This is a genomic window from Marinobacter sp. NP-4(2019), from assembly GCF_003994855.1.
Classification (GTDB): Bacteria; Pseudomonadota; Gammaproteobacteria; order Pseudomonadales; family Oleiphilaceae; genus Marinobacter.
This window is the reverse complement of the sequence record NZ_CP034142.1, coordinates 3,275,800-3,290,183: the sequence shown is the minus strand read 5'-3', so window position 1 is coordinate 3,290,183 and position 14,384 is coordinate 3,275,800. Positions and strand designations below refer to the sequence as shown.

At 57.5% G+C, this 14,384-nt stretch carries 14 protein-coding genes; 9 read left to right on the top strand and 5 right to left on the bottom strand.

Going from position 1 to position 14,384, the window contains the following annotated elements; translation table 11 throughout:
- Positions 1–17 precede the first annotated feature (17 nt).
- On the top strand, positions 18–1,355 hold the full coding sequence (locus tag EHN06_RS14905; RefSeq protein ID WP_127333328.1) for a nicotinate phosphoribosyltransferase: 1,338 nt from the start codon (positions 18–20) through the stop codon (positions 1,353–1,355).
- On the opposite strand, the gene EHN06_RS14900 is transcribed toward EHN06_RS14905, so the two are convergent.
- Both EHN06_RS14900 and EHN06_RS14895 read right to left on the bottom strand, forming a co-directional pair.
- Complete coding sequence (locus EHN06_RS14900) at positions 1,352–2,017, bottom strand: hypothetical protein (protein WP_127333327.1); 666 nt, start codon at positions 2,015–2,017, stop codon at positions 1,352–1,354. The genes EHN06_RS14905 and EHN06_RS14900 overlap by 4 nt on opposite strands.
- Positions 2,018–2,102: 85 nt before the next feature.
- Complete coding sequence (locus EHN06_RS14895) at positions 2,103–3,269, bottom strand: GNAT family N-acetyltransferase (protein WP_127333326.1); 1,167 nt, start codon at positions 3,267–3,269, stop codon at positions 2,103–2,105.
- 162 nt (positions 3,270–3,431) lie between these two features.
- Between EHN06_RS14895 and EHN06_RS14890 the strand changes: the two genes are divergently transcribed.
- The 8 genes from EHN06_RS14890 to EHN06_RS14855 all read left to right on the top strand — a co-directional run bounded on the left by EHN06_RS14890 (position 3,432) and on the right by EHN06_RS14855 (position 11,750).
- Positions 3,432–4,118 (top strand): response regulator transcription factor, encoded by a 687-nt coding sequence (locus EHN06_RS14890; RefSeq protein ID WP_127333325.1) that lies wholly within the window; start codon positions 3,432–3,434, stop codon positions 4,116–4,118.
- On the top strand, positions 4,115–5,437 hold the full coding sequence (locus EHN06_RS14885; protein ID WP_127333324.1) for a sensor histidine kinase: 1,323 nt from the start codon (positions 4,115–4,117) through the stop codon (positions 5,435–5,437). Before EHN06_RS14890 ends, EHN06_RS14885 begins: the two co-directional genes overlap by 4 nt.
- Positions 5,437–6,042: a YigZ family protein gene (locus EHN06_RS14880; protein ID WP_127333323.1), complete on the top strand. Its 606-nt coding sequence runs from the start codon at positions 5,437–5,439 to the stop codon at positions 6,040–6,042. The genes EHN06_RS14885 and EHN06_RS14880 overlap by 1 nt, the downstream gene beginning before the upstream one ends.
- Positions 6,043–6,114: 72 nt before the next feature.
- The gene (locus EHN06_RS14875; protein ID WP_127333322.1) at positions 6,115–6,669 is read left to right on the top strand and encodes a DUF4136 domain-containing protein; all 555 of its coding nucleotides are present in this window, start codon (positions 6,115–6,117) and stop codon (positions 6,667–6,669) included.
- Between the two features lie 16 nt (positions 6,670–6,685).
- Positions 6,686–7,042, top strand: a complete 357-nt coding sequence (locus EHN06_RS14870; RefSeq protein WP_127333321.1) for a translation initiation factor Sui1 — start codon at positions 6,686–6,688, stop codon at positions 7,040–7,042.
- Positions 7,043–7,156: 114 nt separating this feature from the next.
- The gene (locus EHN06_RS14865) at positions 7,157–8,410 is read left to right on the top strand and encodes a D-amino acid dehydrogenase (RefSeq protein WP_127333320.1); all 1,254 of its coding nucleotides are present in this window, start codon (positions 7,157–7,159) and stop codon (positions 8,408–8,410) included.
- A 162-nt stretch (positions 8,411–8,572) separates the two neighbouring features.
- Positions 8,573–10,303 (top strand): alkaline phosphatase D family protein, encoded by a 1,731-nt coding sequence (locus EHN06_RS14860; RefSeq protein ID WP_127333319.1) that lies wholly within the window; start codon positions 8,573–8,575, stop codon positions 10,301–10,303.
- A 10-nt stretch (positions 10,304–10,313) separates the two neighbouring features.
- Positions 10,314–11,750 (top strand): alkaline phosphatase PhoX, encoded by a 1,437-nt coding sequence (locus EHN06_RS14855; protein WP_127333318.1) that lies wholly within the window; start codon positions 10,314–10,316, stop codon positions 11,748–11,750.
- A gap of 106 nt (positions 11,751–11,856) precedes the next feature.
- Here EHN06_RS14855 and EHN06_RS14850 read toward each other — a convergent pair whose 3' ends face one another.
- The 3 genes from EHN06_RS14850 to EHN06_RS14840 form a co-directional block, all read right to left on the bottom strand.
- Positions 11,857–13,500 carry a fatty acid--CoA ligase gene (locus EHN06_RS14850; RefSeq protein WP_127333317.1) on the bottom strand — a complete coding sequence of 548 codons (1,644 nt, stop codon included), beginning with the start codon at positions 13,498–13,500 and terminating at the stop codon, positions 11,857–11,859.
- A gap of 164 nt (positions 13,501–13,664) precedes the next feature.
- On the bottom strand, positions 13,665–13,946 hold the full coding sequence (locus EHN06_RS14845; protein WP_127333316.1) for a pyrimidine/purine nucleoside phosphorylase: 282 nt from the start codon (positions 13,944–13,946) through the stop codon (positions 13,665–13,667).
- 78 nt (positions 13,947–14,024) lie between these two features.
- Positions 14,025–14,357, bottom strand: a complete 333-nt coding sequence (locus EHN06_RS14840; protein ID WP_127333315.1) for a Na+/H+ antiporter subunit G — start codon at positions 14,355–14,357, stop codon at positions 14,025–14,027.
- Positions 14,358–14,384: the final 27 nt, after the last annotated feature.

The window sequence follows — 14,384 nt, the reverse complement described above, 5'->3', positions numbered from 1 at the left end:
TGCAGGAGTCTGACAACATGGTGCATGAGAAAGATCTTGCACTGCTGGTGGATCTTTACGAGCTTGCCATGGCCCAGGCTTACTGGGCCGAAGGCATGCACGATACAGCGGTTTTCAGCCTGTTTTTCCGGGACCTGCCGAAAAACCGGAATTTCATCCTCGCCTGCGGCCAGCAGCAGGTTGCTACGGTCATTGAGACCCTGAAGTTTTCCCCCGAACACATCAAACGCCTGGAAAGCCTTGACCGTTTCCAGCCCGCGTTTCTCGAATGGCTCGGCAGGTTCCGGTTTAGCGGACATATCAGGGCGGTCCCCGAAGGAACCCCGCTGTTCCCCCAGGAACCACTACTGGAAATTGAGGCGCCCATTGCCGAAGCCCAGATCCTGGAAAGCCTGGTGATGAACTATGTGCACCTGGAAACTGTGCTGGCGTCCAAGGCGGTACGGGTCAGGCTTGCCGCGGGTGAGCGCCCGGTGATTGATTTCGGAATGCGGCGAATGCATGGCGTCGATGCAGCCCACCGGAGTGTGCGGGCGTTTCGCCTCGCCGGCCTGGCCGGGACCAGCAATGTACTGGCAGGCCTTGATTACGGCCTGACCGTCAGCGGCACCATGGCTCACAGTTTTGTCCAGGCCTATCCCGACGAGATGGATGCCTTCAAGGTGTATGCACGGCTGTATCCCGGCACCACGTTACTGGTCGACACGTACGACACTCGGCGGGCTGTCCGGCGCATCGCCGATTGGCTGAAACGGGACCCCGATGCCCGGGTCAGTGCCATCAGGCTGGATTCCGGGGATCTTGAGGCCGAAGCGCGTGACTGTCGGGCGATACTGGACGAAGCCGGCCTCCAGGATGTCCGCATCATGGCAAGCGGCGGTCTGGATGAGTACAGGATTTCCCGGCTGGTCGCCGCCGGCGCCCCTATTGACGGCTTTGGTGTGGGCACGGCCATTGGCGCTTCGAATGACGCCCCCGCCCTGGAACTGGCTTACAAGTTGACGGAGTATGGTGGCCTGCCAAGGATGAAGAACTCGTCAGGCAAGCAGTCCTTTCCCGGCGGCAAGCAGGTTTTCCGCCAGTATGACCGGGATGGCCGGATGAAGGGGGATGTGATCAGTGGCCGGGAAGAGGTGTTCGATGGCGATCCCTTGCTGAGGCCGCTCATGAAACACGGAGTAGTGTTGCTGAACGCCATCGATTCCCTGGAGCAGCAGGCAGAGCATGCCGCCGCCGCGATCCGGTCATTGCCGCCGTCATACCTCAAAATCGAACCCGCTGAACCGTTTCCCGTCGTCATCAGCCGGTATCTCCGGGCGTTGCAGGCCGATGCACTGAAGCGGGTCCGGGGTTAACCTTTCCTGAGGGTTCGATTCCGTATAACCGATACGAGTTGGTTGATCATCTCTCTTGCCTCCCCGTCGTACAGCAGGTGAAACTTCTCACGCTGGATGTTCCTGTCGTGGGTGGTGTTGGAGGTGGCGGATTCCTTCAGCAGATCCATGTACTGGCAGGCTGCCAGGTGCGCCTTGATATCGGTATCGATGATCCTGGTGACCAGCTCGTCCACCTCCTCGTGGCAGAACGGCCGGTTTCGATTAAGTGCGCTGCGTGCCTCGAGAGCAGCGTTACGGGCTTCCAGGCGCAGTTCCCCGGCCGGTTCTCCGGACTCAACGGCGCGCAGGAACATACCCAGGCGATCGTGGAGTTGCCAGACCAGTGGCCAGATCGTCTCGTAGGCGGCTTTCTCGGTAGCGAACTGGTCCGAGTCCGAATCGCGACCGTGAGGACCCGGTGTGGGCGTTACGGTGTCGTTGAATTGATGGATGCGCAGCTCGTCCATATCCCGCCACAGGGTTTCCGTCCGTTGTTTGAGCTGATTGTCCAGAAAATCCTGCCGGCGTCTGCTGCTGGCAACATAGAGCAATGTCACTACTGCCACGATGAGAGCGGTGGCAGAAAGTGCGACTGCGGCACCGTCGTGGTTGATGAGGCTGAGCAACTGATCCGTATCCATTGGTAGTGCCTCGGTTCGATTCCTGAAACTGATAGTCCCGAAAGTATCAGGAATTCGCGGTCAGAGTTATTACACGACAGTATAGTTAACCGCACCCCTGTTGCCTGAAGGGGAGTGCATCGGTGGCATCGTCAAAGTATTGTCGGACGTGGTCCGCTTCCTCCAGAGTGAAACGACGGATGGCGTCGCGGAAGCCTGAATGGCGGATGCCATGCCAGGAATGGGTGATCACCGGCTCGAAGCCCCGTATCAGTTTGTGTTCCCCCTGGGCGCCAGCATCGAACGTGGACAGACCAAGGTCAATGGCCAGGTCGATGCCCTGGTAGTAGCAGGTTTCGAAGTGCAGGAAGTCGTATTCTTCCAGGCAGCCCCAATAGCGGCCAAACAGAGTGTCGTCACCACTGAGAAACAGGGCGCCGGCGATCATGGTGTCATCCTTCACCGCCATAATGATGTGACACTGGTCGGGCATGGTTGCGCACAGTTGCTGAAAAAACTGTTGGTTCAGGTATGGCCGCTGGCCGCGCTTGAAATAGGTGGCCTGATAAAATGTGTAGAACACCGACAGCACATGGTCGGGGAGATCTGCTCCGGAAAAGTGGCGGAACGACACACCGGATTCCGCAATCTGGCGGCGTTCCTTGCGGATGGACTTGCGCTTGCGAGAGGTGAGCTCGCCCAGGAATCCGTCGAACGAGTGGTAATTCCTGTTGTGCCAGTGGAACTGGCAGCCCAGGCGGTGAAGGCTTCCGGGTTGATTCAGCAGGCGCTGGTCGTCGGCATTGGGAAACAGCAGGTGCCATGAGTGAGCGCCTACGGAGTCACAAACGCTGTCCAGCAACTGGTGAATCACAGCGGGTGACAGGCTTGCCCTGAAGGTGTCATCCAACAATAGTCGGGGCCCCTGGCAGGGCGTGAAGGGAACGGCCATCAACAGCTTGGGGTAATAGGATTCTCCGTAGCGCCGATAGGCATCGGCCCAGGCCCAGTCAAACACATACTCCCCCATGGAGTGGGTTTTCAGCCACGCCGGGGCGACACCAACCAGCCGGTCCTCCAGCCAGAAAGTCAGGTGTGATGGTGTCCAGCCGGTTGATGATGTGGTGCAGCCGGAATCCTCCAGTGCTTTCAGAAAGCCATGTTTGAGAAACGGGTAGGTGCCGGGGCACAGAGCGTTCCAGACAGCCGCGGGGACCTCATGGATGGATGAGCAGACGCGAATGTGTGGAAATGGGGAGCCGGATTCGGGCATGGTCGGGAATACTCCTTGGTGTCACCCCGATACCATACGCCAGAATCCGGTTTGTGATCACTGTTGACCGTCTGATGTAAAGGTTATGCAAAGGAAAAGGCGCGCAAAAAGACACCACCGGCCAGCGTGTTAGACTGAATGCCGTTAATCGGGAGGGTATCCATGCAGAACAGGGTATTACTGGTTGAAGATGACGATGAATTGCGGCAGTTACTGGCGCGCTATCTGACCAATCAGGGCTTCAGCGTGCGTGAAGCGGCAAATGGCAACGATGGTCTGTCCCTGGCCCGTAGTCAGAACTGCGACATTGTTGTGCTGGATATCATGCTGCCGGACATCAGCGGTCTCGACGTGCTGCGTGCTCTGCGCGCCGACACTCACTTGCCGGTTGTCCTGCTCACTGCCCGGGGAGACGAGACCGATCGCATCGTCGGGTTTGAGGTTGGTGCCGATGATTACATCCCCAAACCCTGCAATCCGCGTGAGCTGGTCGCCCGCCTGCAGGCCTTGCTGCGCCGGATAGCATGGGATCAGTCGGTGGAAGTGGATGCCGCCAGGACATACGGTGATCTCAGGGTGGAGCCCTCTCATCGGCGCATCTATCAGGATGACAAGCCTTTGGAACTGACCGCCACCGAGTACGAAGTTCTGCAGGTGCTGCTGGCCCACGCTGGCAGTGTGGTGCGTAAAACCGACCTGATGCAGTGGGCCCTGGGGCGACGCCTGGAAGCCCACGACCGGACCCTCGATATGCATATCAGTAACCTGCGCAAGAAACTGGGGAATGACGATCCCCCGAGGATCGAGACCGTACGCGGGCTGGGGTACAGCTATCGGGTGCCCACATGAAGCGGAGGACAATATTTCCCCTGTTCTGGCGAATCTTTCTTTCGATATGGCTGGCGATGGCGGTGACTGTGGTGGTCAGCAACCTGGCGACCCGAATGCTTCTGGATCGTGAACGGGAGGCCATCGAACGTCAGGCAGGGCTCAGGGATCTGGCCGAGGAAGCGATAAAAATTCGTGAATCTGGTGATCGGGGCGGCGCCTGGCGTTTTCTCAGGTCGGAGGGTGAGCGCATAGAATTGCACCTGATCCTTATTGAACAGGATGACAATGAAGACAGGCTCCCCTCATTTATTCGTGATCGTATGAAGTCCGGCTGGTATCCGCAGAAGCCTGCAGTGCTTGATGTTGGTGACGGTTATCGTCTGGTAGCGTGGCCACGAATGGACGGTGCCGGCTGGCTGGATCCGAAATTCTTCCGTGCCATAGAACTGGGGCTGGCATTCGTGATGATCTCCCTGGCTTGCTGGTGGATTGCCCGTCGGGTTTCACGGCCACTTCTGCACATGGAGACGACCGCTCAGGCCATCGCCCGGGGGAATAACACGTTGAGGGTCAGCGACAGAGTCACGAAACGGCGGGATGAAGTGGGTCAACTGGCGACGGCATTCAATGCGATGACCGAACAGCTTTGCAGTTTGCTGGAACGGCAGAAACACCTGCTTCGGGATATTTCCCATGACCTGCGTACGCCCCTGACACGCCAGCGAATTGCCATTGAGTTGGCCAGCGAAGGTGCCGTGGACGGCGACCTGATCGCCAGCATCCTGCGGCAGAATCAACGTCTGGAAGCCATGACCTCACAGATACTGACGCTCTACCGGGTAACCGAGGAAGGGGCTGACATCCCCCGTGAGGCGGTTCAGCCGGTGGTTATTATCAATAACGTTCTTCAGGATGCTGCCGATTACGCTGAACATCAGCGGGTGGATTGCCGGCTGATGGTTCGCCCGGAATGTCGCAACGTGTCGGTACTCGGCGATCAGGGGTTGTTACAGCGGGCGTTCGATAACATCGTCCAGAATGCCCTGGACCATACCAGCCCCGGCCATGCCATTCACATTGCTGTAGACAAGCTGGGTGGCAACCTGGTGGTCGCGGTTGAAGACGAAGGGGCGGGCGTGCCTGAGGAGATGCTGCCTCACTTGTTTGAGCCATTCTACCGGGCAGATAAGTCCCGTGGCGGCAAGGGCTGGGGGCTCGGGCTGGCAATCGCCCGAGACATCGTCTCGGCCCATGATGGCGAGATCCGGGCGGAAAACGGTCCTTCGGGCGGTCTCAGGGTTACCGTCAGTCTGCCCATTTTTACGGACGTTCTCTAATGAGCAAGGATTACCCTGTTCCCGCGGAATATCTGGAGCGGGAAACGGAGATAAAGAAAAGTCGGTTTATAGCCCGTGTCGCACCGGTTGCCGATCGGGACGAGGTGAAAGCGTGGCTGGAGCGGGCGCACCGGGATCATCCCGATGCCCGTCACATATGCTGGGCATACCAGATAGGTCGCCCCGGCTCGGCCGCCGAAGCCGCCATGAACGATGACGGTGAACCATCGGGGACTGCGGGAAAACCTATCCTGAGTGTGATTCAGCATAAGGATATGGGGGATGTCCTGGTCATGGTGATTCGCTATTTTGGCGGCATCAAGCTTGGTGCCGGCGGGCTGGTCAGGGCTTATGCCGGGGCAGCGGAAAGTGTGCTTTCGGCAGTGGATCGAGTGGTACAGCGATCCATGGATCCGGTTGTTGTGACCATGAGCTTCGCGGATGAACAGCCGTTACGGCACTGGTGTGAAACCAATGACGCCTCGGTGGAGTCCATAGAGTATGGTTCGACGGTAACCGCCCGGGTGTTGGTGCCGTCGGATCGAGGTGAGCAATTCGCGGGATTCTGCAGTGCCCAGAAGTTGGATTACTGTTTTGACAGGTAGGGAACGGTTGTTACATCTCCGAGCGTCAAGTGTCCGTATACTACCTGAAAGGCAACCGTAAGGAGGTTCGCTATGGCTATTCGAGTGATGATTGCATCGTTTCTAATGTTGGCGATGGCAGGCTGCGCCAGTAACGTGGTGACAGATTATGATTCCGCTGCCGTGTTCGGGAACTATTCCTCATGGGCGTTTACGGATGAGCTTGGCGAGGGTCAGTCCGTGGTGTCACTGGATGGTAGTCGCATTCGTAACGCGGTAGAACGTGAGCTGAATCGCAAGGCCATGAAAAAGGTGAGCGCGGACGAAGCGGACCTGCTGGTGGCCTGGAAGATCGTGGAAGAAGAGCGACTCGAAAGTTACGGTGTGGGATTTGGCTTGGGATTTGGCCATAGCCCATTTGGTTGGGGGCTTGCATCCGCACCGCCGGTAAGGGAAATCCAGGAAGGCAAGTTGGTGATTGAGCTGGCAGACACCAACACGCAACGCGTGGTCTGGCGAGCGGCCAGTCGTCGCTACCTCAATGAAGACCAGTCCCCAGAGTATCGTCGTGAGTTGATCGACGAAGTGGTGGCTGAAATGTTTTCCAAGTATCCTCCGGGACTCGATCAGGGCTCTGGCGGCTACTAACAGAAACGGAGTAAGCATGAAGTCGAAATCCTCGGGTGGTTTGGTCTTTTCAACCGAGCAGGGTCGTATGTGTCCCGACTGTCGCAACCCGATTGCTGACTGTACCTGTGGCCAACCTTCCCGTCCCCACGGGGACGGCGTTGTGCGCGTCAGTCGCGAAACCAAGGGCCGGAAAGGCAAGGGTGTGACACTGGTGACAGGTATCCCCATGGATGACCGGGAACTCAAGGCCTTCGCCAAGGTACTCAAGGCCAAGTGCGGTACCGGCGGCACGGTCAAAGACGGCGTGGTGGAAATCCAGGGCGATCAGCGGGACACCCTCGTCCCGTTACTGCAGGCTAAAGGCTGGACCGTCAAACGTGCCGGGGGCTGAGAGGCCTGCGGACAACTCCTCCATGGTATAACACGCAATCCCCTGTCCAGACGCTACAATAGAGGCTGCTCTTGAACTGTCCGTGAAGGGACAATGGCTTACCGGAGGATAGAAATGCACATACTGGTGTTGGGGGCTGGTGTTGTTGGCGTCACCACTGCCTGGTTTTTGCGCAAGCAGGGCCATGAGGTCACCGTGGTTGATCGCCAGAGCAAAGCCGGTCTTGAAACCAGTTATGCCAATGGTGGACAAATTTCCGTGTCCCACGCAGAACCGTGGGCCAATCCGTCGGCACCGCTCAAGATATTGAAGTGGCTGACTCAGCCGGATGCCCCCCTGCTGTTTCGTCCAGGCCTCGACCCTGCCCAGTGGCGCTGGGCACTGTCATTTCTGATGCAATGCACGTCCGCCAGGGCGGCCCATAATATTCGGCAAATCGTCAATCTTGGCCTCTACAGCAGAGCCCAGTTACAGGCAGTACGACAGGACACCGGGATTGAGTATGACCAGTTGGAAAAGGGCATATTGCATTTCTATACCAATCCGAAGGAATTTGAGGGCGCGTTGGCGCCGTCCCGGCTGATGCGTGACCTCGGGTGTGACCGTCAAGTGGTCGATGCTGCCCGAGCCGTTGAACTGGAGCCGGCACTGTCTCCGATTCGCGACCGGATTGCCGGGGCAACCTACACCGCGTCAGATGAATCCGGGGACGCCAGAAAGTTTACCCAGGGCCTGGCCCGAAAAGCGGAAGAGGCGGGCGTGACGTTTCTCTACGGAACGGAAGTTCTGGGTTTCGATCGTACCCGTGACCGGATTCTCGGGGTCCAGACCCTGAGGGAGGGGCACTACGAAATGTTGCGTGCTGACGCTTATGTCTTGAGTCTGGGAAGCTTCAGCGCGCTACTGGCCCGCAAACTGGGACTGTTCCTGAATATCTATCCGGCCAAGGGGTACTCCATTACCGTCCCGGTCAAGAACGAAGACGCGGCTTTCAGAGTGAGCCTGATCGATGATGAGTACAAGCTGGTGTATTCCCGTCTGGGAGACAGGATCCGGGTTGCCGGTACTGCGGAACTGAGCGGTTACAGCCGGACCCTGAACTATACCCGCTGCCGGGCCATTGTCAGACGTACGGCGGAAATTATGCCGGAGGCTGCCTACTGGGACAAAGCTGAGTTCTGGAGTGGTCTGCGACCGGCGACGCCCTCCAATGTGCCTTACATTGGCAAAAGCCACTTTGGCAATCTCTACCTGAACACAGGGCATGGCACGCTGGGGTGGACTCACTCCTGCGGTTCCGCGGCAGCAATCGCCGATATTATTTCCGGCCGGCGGCCGCAAGTGGACTTCAGTTTTACGGGGCTCTGAATCGAGCCATACGCTGCATCAGGGTACATTCTGGCCCTTTATGCATAATCTTTGTCATTTCTCCGTCATGTGTTGAACTCACTGTGTGAGCTTTATCACATGCTGTATCCCGCCTCTAGATCAATCCTCGGTGGTCTTCAGGCGTGATTAGTGGAGAAAGCTATGAACAAACAACGTCGTACCGTGGTCAAGGGGCTCGCTGCAGCTTCATTCACGGCCCTGACCGCCTGTGGCGGTAGTTCGACAGGGTCATCTCGTGCCGGCCAGGAGCCCTCCCCGGGAACTGTTTCAGGAGATGAGGCATCCCTGCCGGCAGTTGCTTTCAACCATGGCGTGGCGTCCGGTGATCCCCTGGCTGATCGGGTGATTCTCTGGACCCGGGTGACGCCAACAGGCGTGTTGCCCCGAACCATTGACCGCATACCTGTGCAGGTGAGTGTCGCGCGGGACCGGGATATGCAAGAGGTCGTGGCACGGTTTGATGCCTCTACCGGCCCGGACAGGGATTTTTGCGTCAAGGTTGATGCCGTGGGTCTGCAACCGGACACCTGGTACTACTACCAGTTTGCCGTTGGAAGTCAGCGCTCTTCCATCGGCCGCACCCGCACCTTCCCAATCTCCAGCGCCGCCACTGAACGGGCGCGGTTTGCGGTCGTCTCCTGTTCAAATTATGCGTTTGGTCTGTTCTCGGTTTATAAGGCTGTGAGTGACCACGCCGACCTGGATTTTGTGTTGCACCTGGGCGATTACGTCTATGAGTACGGACCGGGTGAGTATGGCGATTTCCCGGGGCGAGAGCCGTTGCCAGCCCACGAAATGATTGAGCTGGCGGATTACCGTTTGCGCCACGCCCAGTACAAGACCGATCCTAATCTGCAGGCTGTTCACCAGCAGTTCCCGATGATTTGCATCTGGGATGATCACGAATCAGCGAACGACAGTTATGTTGGTGGCGCCGAAAACCACGATGAAGCCACCGAGGGCGACTGGTCGACACGAAAGGCTGTCTCCATACAGGCCTACCATGAGTGGCTGCCGATTCGCGAGCACCCGACCGACCCGGAAAGGATCTGGCGTGATTTCGCCTTTGGCAATCTGATTGACCTGTTCATGATGGACACTCGATTGGAGGGTCGGGATCAGCAGGTTTCCTCGCCCAGTGATCCGGCTCGTTTCAGTGCGGACCGCAGGCTGATCAGCGAGGACCAGTTAGGCTGGTTGGTGGCCGGGCTGACAGAGTCTTCAGCCCGGTGGCGAATGATCGGCCAGCAGGTGATGTTTGCGGAGCTCAATATAGCCCGCACTGTCGATGTAGCCAAAACTCTCGGACTGGAAGACGAGATTGAATTCAACGGTCAGTTGGCGGCCCTGAATGTCGATCAGTGGGACGGTTACGTGGCGGATCGCGAGGTTATTCTGCAAACTCTGGCAGAAAACGGGATCGACAACACGGTCATCTTTACCGGCGACATTCATACCTCCTGGGCCAATGAGGTCTACGCAGACTCCGGCAATCTTCTGGAAAATACCCTGTCCACACCATTGGCGGCCGAGTTCGTCACACCCTCTGTAACGTCGCCCGGATTACCTGATGGGGTGGCGGAGCTTGCGGAACTGGCTGTACCTGTCGCTAATCCACACATGAAATACGTTGAGCTGAAATCCCGCGGATTCATGCTGGTGGACGTCACTTTGGAGCGCACCCAGGCAGAATTCTATTACGTACGCAATATCACCAGTGAAGATGATGTTGGCAAGATCGATGCCGCTAAAACAAAAGTGGTTGGCGTGGATGATGGAAACAGCTCCATATACCAGGATCGGGCGCTTTCCGAGCCGCGGGCTCTGCGCACAGCCATGTTTCATCCGCCTGTTCGAACAGCTGTAAGTTGAGGAAGCTTTCATGTCTGGACCAATGATCCCCAACCACCAGCGCTGGAGCCGTCGTGATGTACTGCGCACCATCTTTTTTACAGCGGGGGCGGTTGGATCCGCCTCCTGGCTGAGCGGGTGCGGTGGCGGCTCGGAATCGTCGGCTTCGCCCATTGCTCCCGGGCCGGGTGTCGAACCAGTACCCGGAGACATTCCCGATACAGTGGAGAGTCTGGTTGGTCGTTTTGCAAATATTGGCCCGCTGCGTGAGATTCCGGATATACACGGTGTGCGCACTCCAGAGGGCTTCGCGACGAGGATCGTTGCTATCAACGGAGAACTGCCTCAACCTGCGGGCATGTCGCCTCTGGCGCCACAGACGGGTGGGGTGGGAAACAGGCCCTGGCACATTTTTCCGGATGGGGGTGGCGCGGTTCCCAGAGACAACGGCGGTTGGATATATATCAGCAACAGTGAAGTGCCTGGAGTCGGGACCATTGGTTTTACCTATCCGGCCTTGGCGACATTGGCCAATGCCGCGGAAGAACTGACTCCGGGTCTCGCCCAGGTAGGCACGTTGGTTTTTGATCCCGATGGCACAATTGTTGACTCGTACACCATCCTGTCCGGAACAACCTTCAACTGCGCCGGTTGTGTCACGCCCTGGAATACCTGGCTCTCCTGCGAGGAGTTTCCCAATGGTCAGGTGTGGGAGTGCGACCCGTACCAGCCGGGTGAGGGACTGGCCCGCCCGACGCTGGGGTATTTCTCCCACGAAGCCATTGCGATTGATCCGCAGCAACGCCTGCTCTATCTCACTGAAGATATGCCGGATGGCCGTTTTTACCGCTGGATACCGGACCCCTCCGATTGGCCTGAGGGGGCAGAACGCGCCGCCCTGCAGTCAGGTCGATTGCAGATGTTGAGTGTTGGAGGCGAAGGGGCGGAAGGTGCCCTGCATTCGCCTCAGCCCGTGACCTGGGTCGATGTGCAGAATCCCCATGAGCCCCAGCATGAGAATCGTCTGGAAGAATCCACGGTCTTTGATGGTGGGGAGGGCGTCTGGTTTTTCCAGGGTATTGTCTATTTTGCAACCAAGGGCGATGATCGAATATGGGCCCTGGACGTTGCGGCCCAGACCGTTGAGGTTATCTACGAGCGAGCAACTGCCGAAGCGCCCAATGACATACTCTCCGGCGTTGATAACCTGTTCGTGACCTCGCAGGGGGATGTACTGGTGGCCGAGGATGGTGGCGATATGCAGGTGGTTGTGATTCTTCCGGATCGCACCCTCAAGCCATTGCTTCAGATCGTTGGTCAGGATGCTTCGGAAATCGCCGGGATTGCGTTCTCGCCGGATGGCAAGCGTATGTACTTTACTTCTGATCGGGGAGGGCGGAATGGTTTGGGCGGATTTACCAATGGTCTTGGGATGGTGTACGAGCTGATTCTGCCCGACGGTCTTTAAAGATCCGGGTCTGGAGAGTAGTGAGCTCTTGTGGCAGTTACAAGAAACAAGTTGAGATGCCGCCCGTTGAGGCGGCATCTTGGGCAGTGGCCCGTTTGGGCGGTTATTACTTGAGTTGATCCCGAATCAGCTTCTTGTTGATCTTGCCAACACTGGTCTTGGGAATGTCTTCCACGAAGTCGATCTGTTCGGGAATGGCCCATTTGTTGATCTCGCCGGTGTCGACGAATTGCTTCAGGTGACTCTGGATATCCGCCAGCGTTGCTTCCTCGCCCGGCTTCAGGGTGACCAGAGCGTGAGGCCGCTCGCCCCATTTCTCATCGGGAACACCGACAACGGCAGCGCCAGCAACGGCCGGATGCTGGCTGATCAGGTTTTCCAGATCCAGGGAAGATAGCCATTCGCCGCCGGTCTTGATAACGTCCTTGATGCGGTCCTTGATCACTAGGGTGTTGTCCGGTTCGATGGACGCGACGTCCCCGGTATGGAGCCAGCCGCCTTCCCACAGCTCTTCGCCTTTCTCCGGTTCCTTGAAGTAGCTCTGGGTCAGCCAGGGCGCGCGGGCAACCACTTCCCCCTTGGCTTCTCCGTCATGGGCGACCGGATTGCCGGAGGGGTCCACGATCTCCAGGTCAACCATGGGGACGGCAATACCGGTTTTGACCCGCTTGGCGGTCTGTTGCTCCAGTGGCAGCTCGAGATCTTCCGGTTTCAAGTGGGTAACACTCAGCAGCGGGCAGGTTTCCGACATGCCGTAACCGGTGTACATGCGAATGCCAAGCTTGGCGCCGGCATCACACAGGCCCTTGGTCAGCGCGCTACCGCCGATCAGCACATGCCAGTTGCTGAGGTCCGCGGTCTTGATCGACTCGGTGCCCATCATCATCTGCATTATGGTCGGTACACAGTGGGAGAAGGACACCTTGTGTTCTTTGAGCAGGTCCACCAGCAGTTCCGGCTCATAGCGGCCGGGATAGACCTGCTTGATACCCATCATGGTAGCGGCGTAGGGGACGCCCCAGGCATGGACGTGGAACATGGGGGTGACCGGCATGTAGACCGATGAGGAGCGTAAGAGTGGCATCTCGTCGTAGGCAGATAGCGACCCGGTCATCGCCAGCGTGTGCAATACCAACTGACGGTGGCTGAAGAAAACGCCCTTGGGATTCCCTGTTGTGCCAGTGGTATAGAAAGTGGTTGCGACGCTGTTCTCGTCGAAATCCGGGAAGTCGAATTCGGTTCCGGCCCCTGCCAGAAGGGTTTCGTATTCACCGAGAGTGTCGAGGCTGGTGGATTTTGCTTCGTTGTCGTCGGTGAGCTGGATGTAGTTTTTTACGGTTTTGATCTCATCCCTGACGCCTTCAATGATGGGCAGGAAGTCATCGTGCACCAGCACCACATCGTCTTCGGCGTGATTCATGGTGTAGACGATCTGATCAGGCGAGAGGCGCACATTAATGGTGTGCAGTACCGCTCCGATCATCGGAATCGCAAAGAAACATTCGAGGTAACGCGGCGTGTCCCAGTCCATCACCGCCACCGTGTCGCCGGGCTTTACGCCAGCATCGGTGAGGGCGTTGGCCAGCCGATGGATGCGTTCAACCAGATCGGTATAGGTGTACTTGCCGCGGTTGGCGTACACAATTTCCTGGTCCGGAGAGTATCTGGGGCCGGACAGCAGTAGTTGCTTGATCAGGAGGGGATACTGGTGAGCGTTGTCCGCTGGTGGAAGAATGCGGGTCTGTGCCATTGCTTGATACCTCTTTCCCGGTTGTTGATGTTATTGCGAGAAACAGGAGTAAATCTGACACACTTTGGCGGAAACCGGAACCTTGAAACGCAGAAAAATTACAGAACGAATCAGGCTCTTAAGGAATCCTGTTCCGCTCTGCAATTCAGGTTCGCTTATACGGTTTATTCGTAGGTGCAGAGGTAGGCGGTATCGATATCAGTTTTCGCCTTGAAGCTTGCTTGGCCTGCAACATCGAAACTCTCGCCGGAGCCGTATGTCATCCACTCTTCCATGCCGGGAAGCAGAACGGTCAGGGCGCCGCTGATCACCGTCATGGTCTCTTTTTTGCTGGTTCCGAACTCATATTCGCCGGGGCTGATGACGCCAACGGTGGCCGGCAGAGTAGAGGTCTGGAAGGAGATGGATTTTGCCTTGCCGTCAAAGTATTCGTTTACAGTCAGCATGGGTATGGCTCCTTGATTAAAAGTGGGGGCCTACTATACGGCAATTTGCTTTCCATCCAATGACATTTTTTGTCCGGTTCACTGATCCCAGGGATTGCCCTGGGTGCCTTCCATTACATCGACGCGGATATGCATGGCTGCCTTGGCCAGGATGTTGGCACTGATCGGCGCAGTCAGGAACAGGAAGGCAGTAATCAGGATCTCGGTGATACCAATACCTTCTCCCCGGGAACTGAAGTAGACCACGGAAGCCAGTATGATGGCGCCTACGCCCAGAGTCGTAGCCTTGGTCGGCCCGTGAAGGCGGGTATAGAAGTCAGGCAGCCGGGCGAGGCCGATGGCTCCGACCAGAGTAAAGGCACCCCCGGTCAGTAGCAGGGCCGTTATAGCATATTCGGCAAGCGCGTTCATGGGTGAACCCCTTTGTTTACCTTCAAG